Below are 21,412 nucleotides of genomic sequence, written 5' to 3'. Positions count from 1 at the left end.
GCCAGTCCGTAGCCGTTTGAAACCATTGTTGAAGCACCTTGCCGCCCTTGGGCTGGCGGGCAGCGTCGCTCTCTGCGCAGTGGCGGCGCCGCCGCGCACTTTTCGTTTCGAGCAGCTGAATGTGGAAGACGGCCTGGCCCAGGAATCCGTGCTGGCGATCGCGCAGGACAAGCAGGGCTTCATGTGGTTCGGCAGCCAGGCGGGCCTTTCCCGCTACGACGGCTACCGCGTCACGGTCTACCGCAATATCGTTTCCGACCGCCGCAGCCTGGCCGAAAACTGGGTGGGCGTGCTGCACATCGATCCCAAGGGGCGTATGTGGGTTGGCACGGATGGCGGCCTCGATCTGTTCGATCCCGTCACGCAAAGCTTCTCGCATCATCTGCCGCAGGAACCTGAAAAACGCGGCAGCGGCAATCTCCACATCCGCGCCATCATCGACGATGGCATGGACGGCCTGTGGATCGGCACTGCAGACGGCTTGCAGCATTTTGATCCCGCCACCGGCCGCTTCACCATCTGGCATAACGAAGCAGGACGTCCCGGCAGCCTGGCGCATGACCAGATCAATGGCCTGGCGCGCGACCGCGAAGGCCGGCTGTGGATCGCCACTTCAGGTGGCGTCGACATGCTGTCGCCCGGCGCCGGCAGCTTCCAGCATTTTCGCCTGCAGGGCGGCACGCCGGCACGCCAGGCCGCGCAGTCGCTGTTCCTCGATAAGGACCAGATGCTGTGGGTCGGCACGCAAAACGGCATCGAGCAGTGGACGCTGGATGGCGCCGTGCCCAAGCGCCGCCGCCTCGGCGTAGCGCAGGGACTGCCGGAAGGCCAGATCAAACGCATCTATCAGGATGTCGACGGCATCGTGTGGATCGGTACGCAAAACGATGGCCTGTTCCGCTGGCGTCCGGTGGAAGAGCGCTTCGTGCAGTACCGCCACCAGCAGGGCGATCCGCACGGACTGGCGGACAATTATGTCTACTCCCTGTTCCGCGACCGCGTGGGCACGCTGTGGGTCGGCACCTGGTTCAATGGCGTGAGCCGCGTGGACCTGGGCAGCGGCGGTTTCTCGCGCCTGGTGAAAGATCCCGGCCGTCCGCGTTCGCTGACCGACAATAAGACGCGCGCCATTCTCGATGCCGGCCACGGCAAGATCTGGGTCGGCAACAGCGATGGCCTGAATTACTACGACACGCTGACCGGCGAAACGGTGCTGTACAGCTTTGCGCCCAGCGATGCGCCCAACTTCGAACACAATGTGATGGCATTGTGGCGCGACCCGAAAGATCCGGAAGGCGCGCTGTGGGTGGGCGGCCGCAATGGCGTGCGCCGCTTCGACACGAAGGCACGCCGTTTCGGCCCCTTGATGCTGACCCACGGTGACCCGGAAAACGACACCGTGCGTTATCTGTATGGCGACAGCCAGGGCATGCTGTGGGTGTCGACCAAGGCCGGCCTGCATCGCATGGATCTCGCCAGCGGCGGCGTGCTGACTTACCGCCACGATCCGGCAGACAGCAACAGCATGGCCGACGACGTGGCGCGCCCGGTGCTGGAGGACCGCCACGGCAATCTGTGGGTGGGCACGTTCAACGGCCTCGATCTGCTGGACCGCAAGACGGGACGATTCACGCACTACCGTCACAGCGCGAATGATCCGTCGAGCCTGAGCCACAACGAGGTGCACTATCTGCTGGAAGATGCGGAAGGCACGCTATGGGTCGGCACGGCGGCGGGCCTGAACCGCATGGAGCGGCGTGGCGACGGTAGCGTGCATTTCCGCCGCTACCTGCGCAAGGATGGCCTGGCGGACGATGCGATTGCCGCCATCCTGCCCGGCAAGGGTGATTATCTCTGGCTGTCGACCAATACCGGCATATCGCGGCTGGACATGCGCAACGGCCAGGCCCGTAATTACTCCGGCGCCGATGGCACCATCGAAGGCGCCTACTTCGATGGCGCGGCGGCGCGTGCGGCCGACGGCACCATGTATTTCGGCGGTTTCAATGGCATTACGGCTTTCGATCCGGAAGAAGTGCGCGAGAACAGCGTGGCGCCGACGGTGGCCATCACCGACTTCCAGATCTTCAACAAGTCGGTTCGTCCGGGGCAGGGCGGCCCTTATGGCAAGATCCTGAGCTCGGCCATCGAGTACACCAATGCCTTGTCGCTACGCGAGCAGGATTCCGTGTTCGCCCTCGAATTCGCGGCGCTGCACTACGCGGCGCCCCAGCGCAACCGCTTCGCCTATCAGTTGCAGGGCTTCGACAAGGATTGGGTGGTGACCGACGCGGGCAAGCGCTTCGCCACCTACACCAATCTCGATCCCGGCACCTATGTGTTCCGCGTGAAGGCAGCCAACAAGGACGGCATCTGGAACGACAACGCGGCAACGGTACGCATCACCATCGAGCCGCCGTTCTGGAAAACCTGGTGGTTCCGCAGCATTTTCGGCCTGGTGCTGGCGGGCGTCAGCTACGGCATTTATCAGGCTCGCGTACGTGTGCTGAGCCGCGCGCGGGCGCGCCTGGAGCAGCAGGTCAGCCTGCGCACGGCGGAAGTGGAACTGAAGAACAAGCTGCTGCAGGAACAGAAGCGCGAGCTGGAACAGCGCGACAAGAATCTGCGCCAGGCCAAGCAGCGCGCGGAAGAAGCCACGCGCCAGAAGTCCGAATTCCTGGCCAATATGAGCCACGAGATGCGCACCCCGTTGGCCGGTGTGATCGGCATGCTGGGCTTTGCCCTGCGCGACGCCATGCTGAAGGAGCGCACGCGCGACCAGATCGAACGCGGCCAGGCCAACGCGCAGTCGCTGTTGACCATCATCAATGACCTGCTGGACTTTTCCAAGATCGAAGCAGGCAAGCTGGCCATCGAGCATATCGATTTTGCGCTGGCCGCGGCGGTGGAAAACGTGGTGAGTCTGTTCGCCGAGCAGACTACCGCAGCGGTGGTGGGCTTTCACGTCGAATTCGACAGCGACTTGCCGCCTTTCGTGGTGGGCGATCCGACCCGCCTGCGCCAGGTGCTGGTCAACCTGGTCGGTAACGCCTTCAAGTTCACGGAGCAGGGCGAGGTGAATTTGCGCGTGCAGCGCGTGGACGATGGCGCCACCAAGCCGCGCTGGAATCTGATCCGCTTTACCGTGACCGATACCGGCATCGGCATTCCGCCGGACGAGCTGCCACGCCTGTTCGAACAGTTCGAGCAGGGCGATACCACCACCACGCGCCGCTACGGCGGTACGGGCCTGGGCCTGGCGATCTGCCGCCAGCTGGTGGAACTGATGGGCGGCGAGATTCTGGCCGATTCCACGCCCGGCGTGGGCAGTACCTTCAGCTTCACCATTCCCCTGCTTACCGGCGTGGCGCCGCCGCTGGTACCGCATGTGCCGCGCAAGCCGCACTCCCATCAGCTGCGCGTGCTGTGCGCGGAAGACTTCCCGACCAACCAGATCATCATCCGCATGATGCTGGAGGAGCTGGGACACAAGGCGGACATCGCCGGCAATGGCGCGCTGGCCGTTGCGGCCTGCTCCCAGGCCCGCTATGACCTGATCCTGATGGACGGCCGCATGCCGGAAATGGACGGCCCGACGGCCACACGCCTGATTCGCTCCGGCGGCCCGCACGAAGCGCCGGTGCTGGATCAGGAACTGATGATTATCGCGCTGACTGCCAACGCCAGCGAAGAAGACCGCAGCCGCTATCTGGCTTCGGGCATGGACGATTTCCTGACCAAGCCGATCGACGAAGGGGCGCTGCACTTCCAGCTAAGCCGCGCCATCGAACGCCAGCTGCAGCGCGGCATTGCCTTGCCGCCGATGCCGCATAAGGAAGCGCGTCCTTCGATTGCGGAACTGGATGCGATGTTCGGTGTGGTGGACATCCCGGAGACTGCAACGCTGCCACCGGGCAGCCACGCCGCCGATGCGCTCAAGCTGCGCCTGCGCGATGCCTTCATCGCCGACTTGCCGGAGCGTCTGCGGGAACTGGATGCGGCGCTGGCCGCTGCCGATGCCGATGCGGCGGGACGCCTGTTCCATGGCATGAAGGGCAGTGCGGCTTATCTGGCCGAAGGCGAGCTGCATACCTTGTGCAGCGAGCTGGAAAAGGCGGCGGACCGCGCGCTGTGGCCTGCGATTCACGCCAAGCTGCCGCGCTTGCGCGTCCTGCTGGATCACGTCGTGGCGCCGCCCCGGCATTGAACAATGCATAATGTCGTCTGTGCGCTGCACAACGTGGAGATTTGAATGAAAGTGTTGGTTGTAGATGATGATGTCGTGTCGCGCATGGTGCTGATGCACCTGATCGACGGCTGCGGCAAGTTCGACATTGTGGAAGCTGAAGATGGCGCCGATGCGTGGGAGCAGCTGGAGGAAGGCCTGCGTCCAGCGATCTGCTTCTGCGATCTGCGCATGCCGCGCCTGTCCGGCATGGAGCTGCTGCAGCGTATCAAGAGCCATCGTGAGTTGAGCAGCCTGCCTTTTGTGCTGGTATCTTCGGCCACCGACAAGGAAACCGTGCAGCAAGCCACGCTGGCTGGCGCCGCTGGCTACATCGTCAAACCCTTCCAGTCCGACCAGGTGCGCATCCACCTGTCGGCCTTCCTCGATCAGGCGGCGCAAGGTTATGAACACCGTGCCGAAGAACCCAGCGCCACCCAGATCCGCCTGGGCATCAGCGCCGACCGTCTGCTGGTCTACCTGGCCGGCTTCCAGAATCAGCTGACCGCCGCCGGCAACGAGCTGCAGGCTTTGCTGGCAAGTGGCGAGCAGGCCGAAGCCCATATCCGCATCGAGCGCCTGCACGCTGGCTGCGTCACCTTGGGCCTGAATGGCGCCGCCGCGACCCTGAAGCTGGCCGATACCACGCAATTGAGCATCGATACCGTACAAGCCGCGCTGGCCGACGTCATCCGCGCGGTCATTCACCAAAGCTCCCTGGTCCGCCAATCCGCCTGACCCGCCGCGCGGCGCCTGCCGCGCAGGCGGCTTGCCAATAATATAGTTTAGGTTTAAAGTAGTTTGGTGCAGGCTGAATCGACCGACCAACGACCAGGGCGACCATGAACAAAGCAACTGCAATTGAACCGAGCGCGCATCTCGATCAGTTCGCGCTCCAGCACCTTCCGCCGCAGGACCAATGGCCAGACCTGGTCTTCGACCTGCCGGAACTGCAGTATCCGTCCCGTTTGAATTGCGTGGCAGAGATCCTGGACCGCGCAGTGGAACAGGGCAAAGGCGAGCGCATTGCGCTGCACGGCGAATCCGAATGCTGGACGTACGCCCAGCTGAAGGAAAAAGTGGACCGCATCGCCCATGTGCTGCGCGGTCCCATGGGACTTGTACCGGGCAACCGCGTGCTGCTGCGCGGCGCCAATCATCCGATGATGGCCGCCGCCGTGCTGGCGGTGCTGAAGGCGGGCCTGATCGCCGTGCCCACCATGCCCTTGCTGCGCGCCCGTGAACTGGGCGTGATCATGGACCGCGCCAGGGTGAACGCCGTGCTGTGCGCGGCTTCTCTGCACGAGGAAATCGAAGTGGCGCCTTCGCGCCCTGAGAAAATCGTCTACTTCAACGGCGATCATGGCGCTGCGTCGCTGGAAGCCATGATGGAAGCGCAAGCAGCATCCTTCGAGGCTTGCGATACCTCGGCTGAAGATATCTGTCTGATCAGCTTCACCTCCGGCACCACCGGCATCCCCAAAGGCACCATGCACTTCCACCGTGATGTGCTGGCCATCTGCGACTGCTTCCCGCCGCACATCCTGAAGTCGGAACCGGACGACCTGTTCATCGGCACACCGCCGCTGGCCTTTACTTTCGGCCTCGGTGGCTTGCTGCTGTTCCCGCTGCGCGTAGGCGCGGCTGCCGTGCTGCTGGAAAAGCTGACGCCGGAGGGCCTGCTGCAAGCGATCGAGCGGTACAAAGCCACGGTGTGCTTTACCGCGCCGACCTTCTACCGGCAGATGACGGCCCTGGTGCCGAAGTACGATTTGTCCAGCCTGAAGAAGAGCGTGTCCGCAGGTGAAGCGCTGCCGGTAGCCACGCGCGAAGGCTGGCAACAGGCGACGGGTCTGCGCATGATCGACGGCATCGGCGCGACCGAGATGCTGCACATCTTTATCTCCGCATCGGGCGACAATGTCCGCCCCGGCGCCACGGGCAAGCCGATTCCCGGCTACCGCGCCTGCATTCTGGACCGGGCGGGCAAGCCCGTCGGCCCCGGCGTGATCGGACGCCTTGCCGTGAAAGGCCCCACGGGCTGCCGCTACCTCGATGACCGGCGCCAGCTGGACTATGTGCTGAATGGTTGGAATCTTACCGGCGACGCTTACGAGGTGGACGCCGACGGCTACTTCATCTACCGCTCGCGCACCGATGACATGATCATCTCCGCCGGCTACAACATCGCCGGCCCTGAAGTGGAAGACGCGCTGCTGCGCCATCCCGCCGTGGCCGAATGCGGCGTGGTCGGCAAGCCGGACGATGAACGCGGCCAGATCGTGGAAGCCCATATCGTGCTGAAGCCCGGCTACGAAGGCACGCCTGAAATGGCGACGGCCCTGCAGGATTTCGTCAAAGAGCAAATCGCTCCCTACAAATATCCGCGCTCAATTCAATTCCTGAGCGCCTTGCCACGCACTGAAACCGGAAAGCTGCAGCGCTTCAAGCTGCGAGGAGCGTAATGAATATCGTATGTATCGGCGGCGGCCCGGCAGGGCTGTATTTTGGCCTGCTGATGAAAAAGCAGAATCCGTCCAATCGCATCGTGGTGGTTGAGCGCAATCGTCCCTACGACACCTTCGGCTGGGGCGTGGTGTTCTCCGACCAGACGCTGGGTAATCTGGTGAACGCGGATGAGAAGACGGCACGCGAGATTTTGCAATCCTTCAATCACTGGGACGATATCGACGTCTTCTTCAAAGGCCAGAAAGTCACCTCCGGCGGCCATGGCTTCTGCGGCATTGGCCGCAAGCGCCTGCTCAATATTCTGCAGCAGCGCTGCGAGGAGTTGGGCGTGGAGCTGGTCTTCGAGTGCGATGTAACGGACGACCAGGAGCTGGCCGCGCGCTACAACGCCGATCTGGTGATTGCGTCCGATGGCCTGAACAGCCGTGTGCGGGCCCGTTACGAATCGACTTACCAGCCCATGATCGAAGCGCGCCAGTGCCGCTTCGTGTGGCTGGGCACCACCAAGAAATTCGACGCCTTTACCTTCGATTTTCAGGAAACGCCGCACGGCTGGTTCCAGGCACACATCTACCAGTACGATGGCAATACCTCCACCTTCATCGTCGAAGCGCCGGAAAGCGTATGGCGTGCGGCGGGACTGGAAGACATGTCGCAGGAACAGGCCATGGCCTTCTGCGAGAAGCTGTTTGCGGACCGGCTGGAGGGACATAAGCTGATGTCCAACGCCGCCCACCTGCGCGGCTCGAACGTGTGGATCAAGTTCCCGCGCATCGTCTGCCAGCAGTGGGTGCACTGGCATGGCAAAGTGCCGGTAGTGCTGATGGGCGATGCGGCGCACAGCGCGCACTTCTCGATCGGTTCAGGAACCAAGCTGGCACTGGAGGACGCGATTGAACTCACGCGCTGCTTTGCTGCGCATGGCGGCGACGTGAGCGCTGCCCTGAAAGAGTATGAGTCGGTGCGTGCGGTGGAAGTGATCAAGATCCAGAGCGCGGCGCGCAACTCGATGGAGTGGTTCGAGAACGTCAAGCGCTACACCGCGATGGAAGCGCCGCAGTTTGCGTATTCCATGCTGACCCGTAGCCAGCGCCTTTCACACGAAAACCTGCGCGTGCGCGACGCGGGCTATGTGGCCCGTTACGAATCCTGGCTGGCCGAACGCGCCTACGCCCAGGCAGGCCTGCCTCCGCCAGCCGCTATGCCTGTCGCCAGAGCCGGCCAGCGCATCGCGATCGCCGCCCCCATAACCGGCGCTGCGTCTCGCGTTGCGCCGGTCCCGCCCATGTTCACGCCATACCGCGTGCGCGGCCTGGTGCTGAAGAACCGCATCATTGTCTCCCCGATGGCGCAATACAGCGCGGTGGACGGCTGCGTCGGCGACTTCCACCTGGCTCACCTGGGCGCCCGCGCCATGGGCGGCGCGGCGCTGGTGATGGCCGAGATGACTTGCGTGTCGGCTGACGCGCGCATCACGCCATTCTGCCCCGGCATGTATGCCCCTGCACACACCATGGCCTGGAAGCGCATCGTGGACTTTGTACATGCGAATACCGACGCCGCCATCGGCATCCAGCTTGGCCACGCCGGCGCCAAGGGCTCCACGCGCGCCATGTGGGACGGCATTGATCTGCCGCTCGACAAAGGCAACTGGCCACTGCTCTCTGCCTCGCAGCACCAATACCTGCCTGGCATCTCGCAGGTCGCCCGCACAGCCACGCTGGACGATATGAACCGCATCCAGGCCGACTTTGTCCGCGCCACCAGGGCCGCCGATGAAGCGGGCTTCGACTGGCTCGAGCTGCACTGTGCGCATGGCTATCTGCTTTCTTCATTCATCTCGCCGCTGACCAATCAGCGTGGCGACGAATACGGCGGCAGTATTGAGAACCGCTGCCGCTTCCCGTTGCGCGTGTTCGCGGCCATGCGCGCCGTGTGGCCGGCGGATAAGCCGATGAGCGTGCGCATTTCGGCCCATGACTGGGTCGAAGGCGGTATTACGCCGGATGATGCGGTGCGCATTGCGCAGCTGTTCAAGGCGGCTGGGGCGGACATGATCGATTGCTCGTCCGGCCAGGTCAGCAAGCTGGAAAAACCGGTATTCGGCCGCATGTTCCAGACGCCGTTCGCGGACCGCGTACGCAATGAGGCGGGCATTGGCGCGATTGCCGTTGGTTCCATTTTCGAGGCCGATCACGTCAACGGCATCATTGCTGCCGGACGCGCGGATTTGTGCGCGGTTGGCCGTCCGCATCTCGCCAATCCTTCGTGGACTTTGGCCGAAGCCGCGAAGCTGGGGTATCGCGATGTGTGGTGGCCCAAGCAGTACCTGGCGGGCAAGCAGCAGCTCGAACGCAATCTGGAGCGCGAACGCCAGCTTGCCGCCGCCAGTGCTGGACTCACGCCGCAGCAAGTTGCGGCCAAGCTGCTGGAGGGCTGAGGCATGACGCTTGCAGGAAAACACGCATTCATCACCGGCGGCGGCCGCGGCATCGGCGCCGCCTGCGCCCGCGCGCTGCTGGAGCAGGGCGCCACCGTCACCATCGCCGGCCGCGACCTCGCCACCCTCGAACGCACCGCCGCCGCCCTCGCAGCCATCCCCGCAGCGCACGCCAGCGTGAACGCGAACGCGGACCGCGCATCGACGGGGCCGGCTGCCGCCACCGCGTCGCCCGCTGGCGCGCGCGTCTTCGTGCAGCAGATTGACGTCACCGATGAAGCATCCGTGCGTGACGCGATTGCGCGGGCGGCTCAGCAGGGCGGCCCGATTCACATCCTGATCAACAACGCAGGCCAGGCGCACTCCGCGCCTTTTGCGAAAACCACCGCCGAACACTGGCAGCAAATGCTGAACGTGAACCTCACCGGCGCCTTCCACTGCACGCAAGCAGTCCTGCCGCAGATGCTGGAACAAGGCTGGGGGCGCATCATCAACATCGCCAGCACCGCCGGACTAAAAGGCTACAAATACGTCAGCGCCTACGTCGCGGCCAAGCACGGCCTGATCGGCCTCACGCGCGCGCTGGCGCTGGAGCTGGCGACAAAGAACATCACGGTCAACGCGGTCTGCCCCGGCTTCACGGAAACCGACATCGTAGCCGGCGCCGTCGCGAACATCATGCAAAAGACCGGCCGCAGCGAAGAACAGGCGCGCGCGGAACTCGCCGCCGGAAACCCGCAGCAAAAGCTGGTACAGCCGGAAGAAGTCGCGAATGCAGTCGCCTGGCTCTGCCAACCCGCGGCCGCCGCGATGAACGGACAATCCATCGCCGTCGCCGGCGGTGAAGTCATGTGAGGAGCCCATGCCCGATTTCGACCTGGCCAGCCGTCTGACAAGCGACCATCACCAGTCGCTCAAACTCTGGTTACGTATGCTGTCCTGCACCACCCGCATCGAAAACGAAATCCGCACCCGGCTGCGCGCGCAGTTCGGCATCACGCTGCCGCGTTTCGACCTGATGGCGCAACTGGAACGCCATCCGGAAGGTCTGCGAATGGGAGAACTGAGCAAGCGCATGATGGTCACCGGCGGCAACGTCACCGGCATCACCGACCAGCTGGAGCAGGAAGGCCTGGTGGCGCGCGTGGCGGACCCCAAGGATGGCCGCGCCTTCAGCGTCATGCTCACGCCGGAAGGCCGCCGCGCCTTCGTCGAAATGGCGGAAGTGCATGAGCGCTGGATCGCCGAACTGCTGCAGGACCTCACCAACGACGACAAGGCCCGCTTGATCGATCTGCTGTCGCAGATGAAGGGCCATCTCAACAAGGACAAACCATGAAATACCTTCAAGGCCAGCCGCAGGACTTGCCTGGCAATCGCAGCCAGTTGGCCGGCTACCAGCCGCGCCATTTCCTGTTCGAAGTCAAAGGCGGTGTCGCCACGCTGACGCTGGACCGTCCCGAGCGCAAGAACCCGCTCACCTTCGACTCCTACGCCGAACTGCGTGAACTGTTCCGCGCCCTGGCCTATGCGGACGATGTAAAAGCCATCGTCATCACCGGCGCCGGCGAGAACTTCTGCTCCGGCGGCGACGTCCACGAAATCATCGGTCCGCTGACCAAGCTGGATATGCCTGGCCTGCTGGCCTTCACGCGCATGACCGGCGATGTCGTCAAAGCCATGCGCGCCTGTCCGCAGCCGGTGATTGCCGCGATCGACGGCGTATGCGCCGGTGCCGGTTCCATGCTGGCGCTGGGTTCCGACATCCGCCTCGGTACGGAGCGCAGCAAGACGGCCTTCCTGTTCACGCGTGTGGGCCTGGCGGGCTGCGATATGGGCGCCTGCGCGCTGCTGCCGCGCGTGATCGGCCAGGGCAGGGCGGCGGAGCTGCTGTACACCGGCCGTTCCATGTCCGGCATCGAAGGCGAACGCTGGGGCTTCTTCAACAGCCTGCACGCGCCGGACGCGCTGCTGCGCGCCGCCCAGGAGTTCGCACAAGGCCTGGCCGATGGACCGACCTTTGCGCACGGCATGACCAAGAAAATGCTGCAGCAGGAATGGAATATGGGCGTAGACGAAGCCATTGAAGCTGAGGCGCAGGCGCAGGCCATCTGCATGGCCACCAATGACTTCCACCGCGCTTACCACGCATTCGTGGCGAAGCAGAAGCCGGTTTTCGAGGGCGACTAAATGGCTGACAAATCCTATCTGAACTGGCCCTTCTTCGATCAGCGTCACGCAGCGCTGGAGCATGAGCTTGACGCGTGGGCAGCAGCCAATGTGCGCGACGCGCATGGTCACGATGTGGACGCGCAGTGCCGCGATCTGGTGCGCGCGCTGGGTACGGCAGGCTGGCTGCGCCACGCGGTGGCCGGGCCGTCCGGCGCAGGCGCGGTGATCGACACGCGCAGCATCTGCCTGATCCGCGAAACGCTGGCGCGCCACAATGGCCTGGCCGACTTTGCCTTCGCCATGCAGGGCCTGGGTTCCGGCGCCATCAGTCTGTTCGGCAGCGAGGAGAACAAGCGCGATTACCTGCCGCGCGTGGCCAGCGGCGAAGCTATCGCGGCATTCGCGTTGTCGGAGCCGGAAGCCGGTTCCGACGTCGCCGCCATGCAGTGCGCGGCGGAGCTGCAAGGCGACCATTATGTGCTGAATGGCGAGAAGACCTGGATTTCCAATGGCGGTATCGCCGATTTCTATGTCGTCTTCGCGCGCACCGGCGAACAGCCCGGCGCGCGCGGCATCAGCGCATTCACTGTCGATGCCGACATGCCGGGCTTCGACATCGCGGAACGCATCGACGTGATCGCGCCGCACCCGCTGGCCCGCCTGCGCTTCAACAATGTGCGCGTGCCGGTGACCAAACGTCTGGGTGATGCGGGGCAGGGCTTCAAGGTCGCGATGGCCACGCTGGACGTCTTCCGCACCTCGGTTGCCGCCGCCGCGCTGGGCTTCGCACGCCGCGCGATGGACGAAGCGATGGAGCGCGCCAGAAGCCGCAAGATGTTCGGTCAGACGCTGGCCGACTTCCAGCTCACGCAAGCGAAGCTGGCGCAAATGGCGACCGGCATCGATGCGTCGGCGCTGCTTACTTACCGCGCCGCCTGGCAGCGCGATCAGGGCGGCAAGGTAACGAAGGAAGCGGCAATGGCCAAGATGACCGCCACGGAAACGGCGCAGCAGGTGATTGACGCCGCCTTGCAAATGTTCGGCGGCCTGGGTGTGGTCAGCGAACAGCCGGTGGAACGCCTGTACCGCGAAATCCGCGCGCTCCGTATTTACGAAGGCGCCACCGAAGTCCAACAATTGATTATCGCGCGCGAATTGCTGCGCGACGCATAAAGGAGCAACGATGCAGATTCTTCAACCGCCTGGCTGGGCCAGACCGCGTGGCTATTCCAACGGCATCGCCGCGGCCGGCCGCATGGTGTTCGTCAGCGGCATGGTGGGCTGGGATGCCGACTGCCAGTTCCAGACCGACGATTTTGCTGGCCAGGTGCGCCAGGCACTGATCAACGCCATTGCGGTGCTGGCGGAAGCGGGTGGAGGGCCGGAACATATTGCCCGCATGACCTGGTATGTGGTCGACAAGCATGAATACATGGGAGCCTATAAAGCTATCGGGCAGGTGTACCGCGAGCTGATAGGTAATCACTATCCTGCTATGACAGCGGTGGAAGTGGCGGGCTTGCTAGAGCCGCGGGCCAGGGTGGAAATCGAAGTAACTGCAGTCGTGCCAGCCTAATTTTTCTAAAGTGCTATATTCCTCGGTGTTCGAAATCAGACGCCGGGAGGTGCCACCATGGCCCAGCACACCACGCGCCTTGCAGGAGCAGCTCTCGCGGCGTTCCTGCTGTTTAGCAGCGCATCCGTCCACGCTTTTACGCCGCTCCTGTCGGATGCGGACAAAGCCCAGCTTGCAAGATGGCTGGGTAAGGGGCCTATCGAGCTGGAGCGCGTCTACAAGAAACGCGAAGGACAGACCGCGGCCGATTTCCACGCCGCGGCCGATGGCAAAGGCGCGACCTTCACCGTCATGGAAGCGACCAACGAGCTTGGTCAGAGCTGGCTGGTGGGCGGCTACAACCCGCAAAGCTGGTCTTCCACCGACGGCTTCCACATCACCGCAGACCAGTCCCAGCGTACAGGCTTTATTTTCAACCTGACTTCGCGCGAGTTCCATCGCCAGACGCCCAAGACGTATGCGCTCGATACGGTGGGCTCCTTCCAGACCTTCAACGACGCGAAATCCGGCCCGGTGTTCGGCGCCGGGCATGATTTGTATGTGCCCTGGGATCTGACCAATGGCGGCTATTCGATCATGTACTCCTACATCGATCCTGAGCGCAGCAACTTCAATTCCAGCCTGCTCGACGGACGCGATTACGTGAAGCCCAATATCACCTTTGGCGACATGGAAGTGTTCACCGTGTCCCTGGTTCCCGAACCTGCCGCGTGGATGATGCTGCTGCCAGGTCTGGCACTGTTTGGTGTCATCCGCAAACGGAACGCCCTTACTGCCGCCTGACCTCGTCAGCGTGGCGACATTGCTGCCGCATGCTTGTTGGCCGGTAGTGCCTATGCCGACACGGGTACGGCGTCAGCCAACGATGCGACACTGAACGGGACTGCCGCCAATGCCTTCGTGTATTAAGCAGGCTGGAATCCGCAAGCCGGTCAAAACGGCGACACCAGCGGTTTCGGCACGGCCTTCGATTCCTTTGGAACCGACGCATGGTCCCTGTTGGGCAAGAAGGATGGCAACGCTCCCTTCAGCCGTACCGGACCGCTGAGCTTTACCCTGACCGGGACCAGCAATAGCGGCGCCTGGACCGTGACCAATACCGGCTCGACGACAGCGGTAGCGGATCTGGTCTTTGCATTGCATGCCGGTGACCAGGGCGGCGCCTGGTTGTTCGATAACCGGATGGTCGCCGCAGGCCAGACGCTCTCGGGCACCTGGCAAATGAACTGGACTGTGGAGAAGGGGAATAACAATAATCCCGATTTCTCCAACGCGACCATCTTTGGCCGCGGTGAAGGCGTCACCTCACCGGTTCCTGAGCTTGCAACCTACGGCATGCTGCTGGCAGGTTTGGGCCTGATTGGCGCCATCGTGCGCCGTCGTAGTTAGTCGTTGCAGGACCACGTTGTAGTAGCGGACCCGCGCGCAGGCCCAGGCTGAATTGGCCCTCAGCCGGCCGGCGGCAAAACTCTTCTTACGCAGCGATCAGGTGGCGCTGGTCTCCAGCAGCGTCTTGCGGAAGATCTCGACCAGCGGGCGCAGGTTGACCTTGTGCCAGGCTGCCCACAGCGGCGTGCGGTAGGTGAACCAGGACAGGTCGCGCAGCACCACGCCTTTCGGCGCCTGGTAGCGCAGGCTGTGCTGGATCATCGTCAGCCCGAGGCCCGCGGCGACCAGGCCCAGCGCGGCCAGCGGCTCGGTGGCCTCCATCTTGATTTGCGGTGTGAAGCCGGCGCGCGCGCAGGCTGCCACGAAGTTGTCGTGGCCCAGCGTGCTTTCCTTGTGCAGCACCCCAATCCACTTTTCGGCGCCGAGATCGGCCGGCGTCAGATTCAGCGCCGTCGCCAGCGGATGGCCTTCCGGAATCGCCAGCAGCATCGGATCGTTCAGCACTTGCGCGAAGTCGAGATCGGGATCATCCGGCGCAGGCGGCTCACAGACCAGGGCGATGTCCAGGCTGCGCTGGCGCAGGCCTTCCAGTTGATCCGCCGAGTGGTAGTTGTAAAGCGCTACGTGCACGGCGGGACGCGTCTTGCGCAGCTCGCGCAGGGAATTCGGCAGCACGCCCGAATGCATGGCGTTTTCCAGATAGCCGATGCACAGGCCGCCTTCGTCGCCGCGCCCCAGGCGCTTGGCCATGGATTCGAGGCGGTTGGCATGCGTTAGAAAAGCCTTGGTTTCGGCGAGAAAAGTATGGCCGTCGCGCGTGAGCCTGATACGCTGTTGTGCTCGCTCGAAAAGCGTGAGTCCTAGCTTTTCTTCGAGCTGAGCAATCTGCCGGCTCAGCGGGGATTGTGAGATGTGCAATTTTTCCGCAGCGCGGCCGACGTTTTCCTCTTCAGCGACGACGACGAAGTAATGTAGTTGGCGTATATCAAGCATTTCAGACCTCCGAGGACTCAAGTGTCGCACATTCCGTCTTAGACAGACTTAAGTCGACTGACTAGACTGGGCTCTACCAACTAACCCATTTAGGAGTTCGTAACATGAGCATCAAAGATAAACTGATCGGCGACAATCCACTTGGCTTTGGCACTGCGCCTCTGGGCAATATGTTCCGCAATATTCCGGAGGAAGAAGCGGAAGCCACTGTCGACGCGGCGTGGGAGCAGGGCGTACGCTACTTCGATACGGCGCCGTTCTATGGCGCGGGCCTGGCTGAAATCCGCCTCGGCAAAGCGCTGGCAAAGCATAAGCGCAGCGATTATGTGCTGTCCACCAAAGTGGGCCGCCTGATTCTGGATGAAGTGGAAGACGCCAAGGCGCGCGACCTGGGCGAGAAAGGCGGCCTGTTCGTGCATGGCCGTCCGAACAAGATTGTCAACGACTACACCGCGACGGCCACCCTGCGCTCGATTGAAGACAGTCTGAAACGTATGAATACCGATCATCTGGACATCGTCTATGTCCACGATGTGGCGCAGGACTTCTACGGCGATGAATGGCTGGCCAAATTTGAAGAAGCCCGCACCGGCGCCTTCCGCGTGCTGCAGCAGTTGCGCGAGCAGGGCGTGATCAAGGCCTGGGGTCTCGGTGTGAACCGCGTCGAGCCGATCGAATTGCTGCTGGATCTGCAGGAAGTGCAGGCGGATGGCTTCCTGCTGGCCGGACGCTATACCATGCTGGACCATGAGCGCGCGCTGCAACGCCTGATGCCTGCGCTGAAGGCGAATAATGCGGAACTGGTAGTCGGCGGTCCTTACAGCTCGGGCGTTCTGGCCGGCGGCGCGACCTTCGAATATCAGAAGGCCTCGCCGGAAATCCTGGCCAAGGTTGAGCGCATCAAGACACTGGCTGCGCGCCATGGCATCAGCGTGAAGGCGGCGGCCTTGCAGTTCGTGCTGGCCAATCCGCTGGTGGCTTCGGTGATTCCTGGCGCCAGCCGTCCCGAGCGCATCCAGGAAGACCGCGCGGCGCTGGCGGAGAAGATTCCTGCGGCGTTCTGGTGCGAACTGCGCGAGCAGGGCCTGGTCGCCGCCAATGCTCCACTGCCAGTTTGAGGTGCGCCATGGCTACAGCATCTGCACACATTGAGATCCCTGCCTCTGCGGAACGTGTATGGCAACTGATCGGCGGCTTCGATTCGCTGCCGGACTGGCTGCCATATATTCCGAAAAGTGAGTTGAGCGAAGGAGGGCGGGTCCGCACGCTGGCAAATCCAAGCGGTGACGCCATCGTCGAGCGCCTGCTGTCCTTCGACGACGCCGGACGCAGCTACAGCTACGCGATTCTGTCGGCGCCGTTCCCGGTCGTCGGCTACCGCTCGACACTGCGCGTGGTGGAGAACGGGGACAACGCCCGCGTCGAATGGTCCGGCCAGTTCACGCCAGCCGGCGTCAGCGACGAAGAAGCCTCGCGCCTCTTCCGCGGCATTTACGAAGATGGCTTGAGAGCGCTGGCTACGGCCTTTGGCCGATAGCGACAGGAGAAATGCGAAGCCCGCCCGGTGCGGGCTTCTCCGGTTAAGAACTTAGACAATGCCGGCCATGCGCGCAATGATTCCAATGGTGAAGGTTAAGTTCGTGATGTTCAGGCCATAAAGCCAGCGGAAATTGAGGTTCGTCTCCCGGCGGAGTTCTGCAATTTTATGGTCTGTATCGAGGCGAAGTTCGGTTAGGGCAGCACGCTGTTCGGCGAAGCCTCGCTCCATCGCGGTTCGTTGCTCGGAAAAGCCGCGCTCCACGCTGGCCCGCAAGTCGTCAATCGCGCGGGTCAGTTTTTCAATTGCTTCTTTGTCGGTTCCCACTTCCACCTCGACTTTTGCCAGGCGAGTTTCGATGTCCATGATTGGGCCTCCGCAGCATGAATTACTGCCAATCTGGCTCAAGCGGGGACAAAAGTTATTGAGATGGGACAGAGGTCGGTGGGAAAAGTTCCCGGAAGGAGGTCGCTGGTCCCCCCGACTGGAATCGAACCAGTATCCCACGCTTAGGAGGCATGTGCACTATCCATTGTGCTACGGGGAGGACGCAAAGCGAGCGCAATTATAGCTGACGGCGCTGCAATTGTTACAATGCGCGTTTATCGCACTCATTTCCTCCCCGTCATGGCAGTCGTCTCCCTCTCTTCCGCGCAGCTGGCATTTGGCCACCATGCGCTTCTTGACCACGCAGAGTTTGCACTCGAAACCGGCGAGCGCGTCGGCCTGATTGGCCGCAACGGCACGGGCAAGTCTTCGCTGCTGAAGATTATCGCCGGCCGCCAGAAGCTGGACGACGGCCTGCTGGTCATGCAGCAGGGGCTGAAAATCGCCTACGTGGAGCAGGAGCCGCAGTTCGATCCGGAGATGCCGGTGTATGACGCCGTTGCCGCCGGCCTGGGCGAGCTGCCGCAGCTGGCAAAGGACTATGAAGAGCTGACCGCCCAGCTGGGCCACGGCGACGATGATGCCGTAATGGAGCGCATGCACGACATCCAGCTGAAACTGGATGCCGCCGATGCCTGGAACCTGAAGAACAAAGTCGAGCAAACGCTGGACCGCCTGAATCTGGGCAAGGAAGCGAAGATGAACACGCTGTCCGGCGGTATGAAAAAGCGCGTGGCGCTGGCGCGCGCCCTGGTCGCGGCGCCCGACGTGCTGCTGCTGGACGAACCGACCAACCACCTGGACTTCACCTCCATCATGTGGCTGGAAGGCCTGCTGCGCGATTTCAAGGGCAGCATCCTGTTCATTACCCACGACCGCTCCTTCCTGGACAACGTCGCTACGCGCATCATCGAGCTGGACCGCGGCACCTTGCTGTCCTATCCCGGCAACTTCAGCGCCTACCAGACCCGCAAGCAGGAACAGCTGGCGATCGAGGAAGTGGAGAACGCCAAGTTCGACAAATTCCTGGCCCAGGAAGAAGTGTGGATTCGTAAAGGCGTGGAAGCGCGCCGCACCCGCAACGAGGGCCGTGTGCGCCGCCTGGAGCGCCTGCGCGAGCAGCGCGCCGTACGCCGCGACCAGCAGGGACAGGTGCGCCTGGAAGTGGCGTCCGGCGAGCGCTCCGGCAAGATCGTCGCGGAGCTGGAAAACGTCGACAAAGCCTTTGGCGACAAGGTGATCGTCAAGGACTTCAGCAGCATCATCATGCGCGGCGATAAGATTGGCCTGATCGGCGCCAACGGCGCGGGCAAGACCACGCTGCTCAAGCTGATCCTCGGCGAAGAACAGCCGGACGCCGGCACCATCAAGCAGGGCACCAAACTGCAGGTGGCGTACTTCGACCAGATGCGGGCGCAGCTGAACGAAGAAGCCAGCCTGGCCGATACGATTTCGCCGGGTTCCGACTGGGTCGAGATCAACGGCCAGAAGAAGCACGTGATGAGCTATCTGGGCGACTTCCTGTTCGAGCCTGAGCGCGCCCGTTCGCCGGTGCGGACCCTGTCCGGTGGCGAGCGCAACCGCCTGCTGCTGGCGCGCCTGTTCGCCAAGCCCGCCAACGCACTGGTGCTGGACGAGCCCACCAACGACCTCGATATCGATACGCTGGAACTGCTGGAAGAACTGCTGGAAGACTACAACGGCACGGTCTTCCTGGTCAGCCACGACCGCATGTTCCTCGACAATGTGGTGACGCAGGTGATCGTGGCTGAAGGGCAGGGTAAGTGGAAGGAATATGTGGGCGGCTACAGCGACTGGGAGCGCGTGCGCGACGCCACGCAAGCTGCTGCTGCGCCTGTGCCGAAGAAGGCCAGCGCGGCCGCGCCGGCAGCTGCGCCGGCACCGGCACCTGCGGCCAAGCCCAAAAAGCTCAGCTTCAAGGAACAACGCGAGCTGGAAGAGTTGCCGAAACTGATCGCCAAGCTGGAAGACGAGCAGAGCGCGCTCAACGTGACGCTATCCGATCCGGACTTTTACAAGAAGACGCCGGCGGAAGCCAAGCGCCTGAACCAGCGCATCGGCGAAATCGAAGAAGAACTGATGGCCGCGCTCGAACGCTGGGAAGAGATCGAGTCGCGCAGTAGTATTTGATCTGGGTCAACACCTTTTTCTTCAAATTTCCGGTTCGCACTTTCGTGCGCGCCAGCTCAGCAGGACATTGTAATATCTGCAAAACCTTGTCAAAGGAGCAGATTAACAATGTCAGTCCAGCACCCGGAACCACCGATTGCACGGGCCGCCACGGCAGGCCCTGGCGGCGACATCGCAGCAGGCGCAGTCCTGCCGCGGGTACTGCCCTTCGCCATCTATCTGGGCTTCATCGGGGTGCAGGACGTGCTGGAGCGGTCCGGCTTCGCAGCCGACCAGCTGCGCTGGCTGTATGCCATCAAGATCGGCGGGGTTCTGCTGGCGCTGCTGGCCTGCCGCCGTCACTACACTGAACTGAGCCAGGCCCGCCTGTCGCCCGGCATGGCGGTGATCTCCATCGTCACCGGCGTGCTGGTGCTGGCGCTGTGGATCAGCCTGAACGCCGACTGGATGCAGATCGGCAGCTCCACCGGATTCGATCCCACCAACGAAGCAGGCCATATCGACTGGCTGCTGGTCGCTTTGCGCATCGGCGGTGCGGCCCTGATCGTGCCTGTGATGGAAGAGCTGTTCTGGCGCTCCTTCCTGCTGCGCTGGCTGGAAGACAATCGTTTCCTCGCCGTACACCCTTCATCTGTGAAGGTTAAGTCTTTCCTTATCACGGTGCTACTATTCGGCGTCGAACACAACCTGTGGCTGGCCGGAATGGTGGCTGGCGCAGCCTACACCCTGCTCTATATGCGCAGCGGCACCTTATGGGCCCCCACGCTGGCCCACGCCGTCACGAACTGCCTGCTCGGCGTCTGGATTCTCGCGACAGGCAGCTGGACATACTGGTAAAAACAAGAAGGGTCTTTCATGCACAAACCTCTGTCCCAACTCCGTCTGCTGCCTTTGGCTGTTGCGCTGCTCGCTTGCGGCATGGCGCGCGCCGATATCAGCGATACCATCAAACCGTTTGCTTCGGTGGCTTACACCTACGACGACAACCTGCTGCGCGTGCCCGACGACACGCCGGACACCTTCCAGCGCTCGGACCGCGCCACGCAAGCCATTGCGGGCTTCCTGGTCGACCGTCCGATCGGACGCCAGAAACTGACGGGACAGGCGAAAATTTCGCGCGTCACGTTCGACCACTACGACCAGCTCAATTACAACGGCAAGGACTTCAACGCCGATCTGGCCTGGGTCCTCGGCAATCATCTGGACGGCAATCTGGGCGGGGCTTACTCTCAGACGCTGACCCCGTTCAACGACTTCCACAGCGATGACCGCAACCTGCGTACGCAGTACCGCGAGTACATCAACGGTGGCTGGAAATTCCATCCCAGCTGGCGCGCGCGCGCGGGCTTCCAGCGCAACAAATACACCTACGAGCTGCCGGCCCAGAGCATCAATGACCGCACGGAGGATTTGACCGAAGCGGGCATCGATTACCTGGCGCCCAGCGGCAGCAAGGTCGGTCTGGTGGCGCGCCGTCTGAAAGGCAATTACCTGAACGACCGCCGTCTCGGCACGGCCTTCCTGGACGAAGGCTATACCCAGGATGAGCTGAAGCTGAACGTGAACTGGCTCTACAGCGAGATCACGCAGCTGCAGGTGCTGGCGGGTTACGCCAAGCGCAAGCACGACACTTTCACCGATCGCGACAAGAGCGGTGCCAACGGCCGCGTCACGCTGACCTGGAAACCGCGCGTCAAGCTGAAGTTCCAGGGCGACGCATGGCGGGAATTTTCGGCAGTGGAATCGACTCTGATCAGCAATAGCTTGAACAAGGGCGGCAGCATTTCCGGTACCTGGGATGCGACGTCCAAGATCCAGGCTAACGCGGCATTCCGGCGCGAGACGCGCCGCTTCGAGCCGCTGGGTGGCGTCATCTTCAATGGCGACGCCAGCGACACTACACGCAGCACCACGGTGGGCCTGCAATACACGCCGGTCCGCCAGATCCAGCTGAACGTGAGCGGCTTCCACGAAAAGCGCAGCGGTTCGCCGCTGGCCGGCACGGGAAGCTACAAGGCCAATGGCTTCACGGTCAGCGCTACGGCACAGTTTTAAAACTCGCAGTACGGGAAC

The 21,412-nt window shown here is 62.8% G+C and carries 18 protein-coding genes and 1 tRNA gene; 16 read left to right on the top strand and 3 right to left on the bottom strand.

Features of this window, described 5'->3' with window-relative positions:
- Positions 1 to 28: 28 nt before the first annotated feature.
- The 11 genes from AB4Z19_RS25195 (at position 29) to AB4Z19_RS25145 (ending at position 14,271) form a co-directional block, all read left to right on the top strand.
- Positions 29 to 4,207: a two-component regulator propeller domain-containing protein gene (locus tag AB4Z19_RS25195; RefSeq protein WP_442036428.1), complete on the top strand. Its 4,179-nt coding sequence runs from the start codon at positions 29 to 31 to the stop codon at positions 4,205 to 4,207.
- A gap of 45 nt (positions 4,208 to 4,252) precedes the next feature.
- Positions 4,253 to 4,963, top strand: coding sequence for a response regulator (locus tag AB4Z19_RS25190; protein ID WP_442024368.1), 711 nt, complete (start codon positions 4,253 to 4,255; stop codon positions 4,961 to 4,963).
- 104 nt (positions 4,964 to 5,067) lie between these two features.
- A complete protein-coding gene (locus tag AB4Z19_RS25185) occupies positions 5,068 to 6,690 on the top strand; it encodes an AMP-binding protein (protein WP_442036426.1) in 1,623 nt (540 codons plus the stop codon).
- Positions 6,690 to 9,134, top strand: coding sequence for a bifunctional salicylyl-CoA 5-hydroxylase/oxidoreductase (locus AB4Z19_RS25180; RefSeq protein WP_442036424.1), 2,445 nt, complete (start codon positions 6,690 to 6,692; stop codon positions 9,132 to 9,134). Before AB4Z19_RS25185 ends, AB4Z19_RS25180 begins: the two co-directional genes overlap by 1 nt.
- A gap of 3 nt (positions 9,135 to 9,137) precedes the next feature.
- On the top strand, positions 9,138 to 9,989 hold the full coding sequence (locus AB4Z19_RS25175; protein ID WP_442024362.1) for an SDR family NAD(P)-dependent oxidoreductase: 852 nt from the start codon (positions 9,138 to 9,140) through the stop codon (positions 9,987 to 9,989).
- Between the two features lie 7 nt (positions 9,990 to 9,996).
- Positions 9,997 to 10,473: a MarR family winged helix-turn-helix transcriptional regulator gene (locus AB4Z19_RS25170; protein ID WP_442024360.1), complete on the top strand. Its 477-nt coding sequence runs from the start codon at positions 9,997 to 9,999 to the stop codon at positions 10,471 to 10,473.
- The gene (locus AB4Z19_RS25165; protein WP_442036422.1) at positions 10,470 to 11,324 is read left to right on the top strand and encodes an enoyl-CoA hydratase family protein; all 855 of its coding nucleotides are present in this window, start codon (positions 10,470 to 10,472) and stop codon (positions 11,322 to 11,324) included. Before AB4Z19_RS25170 ends, AB4Z19_RS25165 begins: the two co-directional genes overlap by 4 nt.
- Positions 11,325 to 12,479, top strand: a complete 1,155-nt coding sequence (locus tag AB4Z19_RS25160) for an acyl-CoA dehydrogenase family protein (protein WP_442028205.1) — start codon at positions 11,325 to 11,327, stop codon at positions 12,477 to 12,479.
- Between the two features lie 10 nt (positions 12,480 to 12,489).
- Positions 12,490 to 12,882 carry a RidA family protein gene (locus tag AB4Z19_RS25155; protein ID WP_442028206.1) on the top strand — a complete coding sequence of 131 codons (393 nt, stop codon included), beginning with the start codon at positions 12,490 to 12,492 and terminating at the stop codon, positions 12,880 to 12,882.
- Positions 12,883 to 12,939: 57 nt separating this feature from the next.
- Complete coding sequence (locus tag AB4Z19_RS25150; protein WP_442028207.1) at positions 12,940 to 13,665, top strand: PEP_CTERM-anchored TLD domain-containing protein; 726 nt, start codon at positions 12,940 to 12,942, stop codon at positions 13,663 to 13,665.
- 216 nt (positions 13,666 to 13,881) lie between these two features.
- On the top strand, positions 13,882 to 14,271 hold the full coding sequence (locus AB4Z19_RS25145; protein ID WP_442028208.1) for a PEP-CTERM sorting domain-containing protein: 390 nt from the start codon (positions 13,882 to 13,884) through the stop codon (positions 14,269 to 14,271).
- A 96-nt stretch (positions 14,272 to 14,367) separates the two neighbouring features.
- Here AB4Z19_RS25145 and AB4Z19_RS25140 read toward each other — a convergent pair whose 3' ends face one another.
- Positions 14,368 to 15,264 (bottom strand): LysR substrate-binding domain-containing protein, encoded by an 897-nt coding sequence (locus tag AB4Z19_RS25140; RefSeq protein ID WP_442036420.1) that lies wholly within the window; start codon positions 15,262 to 15,264, stop codon positions 14,368 to 14,370.
- A gap of 104 nt (positions 15,265 to 15,368) precedes the next feature.
- Between AB4Z19_RS25140 and AB4Z19_RS25135 the strand changes: the two genes are divergently transcribed.
- Positions 15,369 to 16,382 carry an aldo/keto reductase gene (locus AB4Z19_RS25135; protein WP_442030128.1) on the top strand — a complete coding sequence of 338 codons (1,014 nt, stop codon included), beginning with the start codon at positions 15,369 to 15,371 and terminating at the stop codon, positions 16,380 to 16,382.
- 8 nt (positions 16,383 to 16,390) lie between these two features.
- Positions 16,391 to 16,801 (top strand): SRPBCC family protein, encoded by a 411-nt coding sequence (locus AB4Z19_RS25130; RefSeq protein WP_442036418.1) that lies wholly within the window; start codon positions 16,391 to 16,393, stop codon positions 16,799 to 16,801.
- 51 nt (positions 16,802 to 16,852) lie between these two features.
- Here the strand turns inward: AB4Z19_RS25130 and AB4Z19_RS25125 are convergent, their stop codons facing one another.
- Positions 16,853 to 17,167, bottom strand: coding sequence for a hypothetical protein (locus AB4Z19_RS25125; RefSeq protein WP_442036416.1), 315 nt, complete (start codon positions 17,165 to 17,167; stop codon positions 16,853 to 16,855).
- A 106-nt stretch (positions 17,168 to 17,273) separates the two neighbouring features.
- Positions 17,274 to 17,348: transfer RNA gene (locus AB4Z19_RS25120), tRNA-Arg, on the bottom strand.
- An 80-nt stretch (positions 17,349 to 17,428) separates the two neighbouring features.
- Between AB4Z19_RS25120 and abc-f the strand changes: the two genes are divergently transcribed.
- From abc-f to epsL, 3 genes are all read left to right on the top strand, one after another.
- Entirely contained in the window at positions 17,429 to 19,339 is a 1,911-nt protein-coding gene (abc-f, locus tag AB4Z19_RS25115) for a ribosomal protection-like ABC-F family protein (protein WP_442036414.1), read from the top strand.
- Positions 19,340 to 19,447: 108 nt separating this feature from the next.
- Entirely contained in the window at positions 19,448 to 20,176 is a 729-nt protein-coding gene (locus AB4Z19_RS25110) for a CAAX prenyl protease-related protein (RefSeq protein WP_442028744.1), read from the top strand.
- An 18-nt stretch (positions 20,177 to 20,194) separates the two neighbouring features.
- Positions 20,195 to 21,394: an XrtB/PEP-CTERM-associated polysaccharide biosynthesis outer membrane protein EpsL gene (gene epsL / locus AB4Z19_RS25105; protein ID WP_442036412.1), complete on the top strand. Its 1,200-nt coding sequence runs from the start codon at positions 20,195 to 20,197 to the stop codon at positions 21,392 to 21,394.
- The last annotated feature ends 18 nt before the right edge of the window (positions 21,395 to 21,412 follow it).

Source organism: Pseudoduganella sp. RAF19 (assembly GCF_052114165.1).
Classification (GTDB): domain Bacteria; phylum Pseudomonadota; class Gammaproteobacteria; order Burkholderiales; family Burkholderiaceae_D; genus Rugamonas.
Note: the sequence above shows the minus strand (reverse complement) of the source record. Positions and strands in the feature narration are given on the sequence as shown.

Bases quoted from the DNA above. Each gene is read 5' to 3' on its own strand.
- AB4Z19_RS25190 (WP_442024368.1), top strand. From the start codon at position 4,253: ATGAAAGTGTTGGTTGTAGATGATGATGTCGTGTCGCGCATGGTGCTG.
- AB4Z19_RS25185 (WP_442036426.1), top strand. From the start codon at position 5,068: ATGAACAAAGCAACTGCAATTGAACCGAGCGCGCATCTCGATCAGTTC.
- AB4Z19_RS25180 (WP_442036424.1), top strand. From the start codon at position 6,690: ATGAATATCGTATGTATCGGCGGCGGCCCGGCAGGGCTGTATTTTGGC.
- AB4Z19_RS25175 (WP_442024362.1), top strand. From the start codon at position 9,138: ATGACGCTTGCAGGAAAACACGCATTCATCACCGGCGGCGGCCGCGGC.
- AB4Z19_RS25170 (WP_442024360.1), top strand. From the start codon at position 9,997: ATGCCCGATTTCGACCTGGCCAGCCGTCTGACAAGCGACCATCACCAG.
- AB4Z19_RS25165 (WP_442036422.1), top strand. From the start codon at position 10,470: ATGAAATACCTTCAAGGCCAGCCGCAGGACTTGCCTGGCAATCGCAGC.
- AB4Z19_RS25160 (WP_442028205.1), top strand. From the start codon at position 11,325: ATGGCTGACAAATCCTATCTGAACTGGCCCTTCTTCGATCAGCGTCAC.
- AB4Z19_RS25155 (WP_442028206.1), top strand. From the start codon at position 12,490: ATGCAGATTCTTCAACCGCCTGGCTGGGCCAGACCGCGTGGCTATTCC.
- AB4Z19_RS25150 (WP_442028207.1), top strand. From the start codon at position 12,940: ATGGCCCAGCACACCACGCGCCTTGCAGGAGCAGCTCTCGCGGCGTTC.
- AB4Z19_RS25140 (WP_442036420.1), bottom strand. From the start codon at position 15,264: ATGCTTGATATACGCCAACTACATTACTTCGTCGTCGTCGCTGAAGAG.
- AB4Z19_RS25135 (WP_442030128.1), top strand. From the start codon at position 15,369: ATGAGCATCAAAGATAAACTGATCGGCGACAATCCACTTGGCTTTGGC.
- AB4Z19_RS25130 (WP_442036418.1), top strand. From the start codon at position 16,391: ATGGCTACAGCATCTGCACACATTGAGATCCCTGCCTCTGCGGAACGT.
- AB4Z19_RS25125 (WP_442036416.1), bottom strand. From the start codon at position 17,167: ATGGACATCGAAACTCGCCTGGCAAAAGTCGAGGTGGAAGTGGGAACC.
- abc-f (WP_442036414.1), top strand. From the start codon at position 17,429: ATGGCAGTCGTCTCCCTCTCTTCCGCGCAGCTGGCATTTGGCCACCAT.
- AB4Z19_RS25110 (WP_442028744.1), top strand. From the start codon at position 19,448: ATGTCAGTCCAGCACCCGGAACCACCGATTGCACGGGCCGCCACGGCA.
- epsL (WP_442036412.1), top strand. From the start codon at position 20,195: ATGCACAAACCTCTGTCCCAACTCCGTCTGCTGCCTTTGGCTGTTGCG.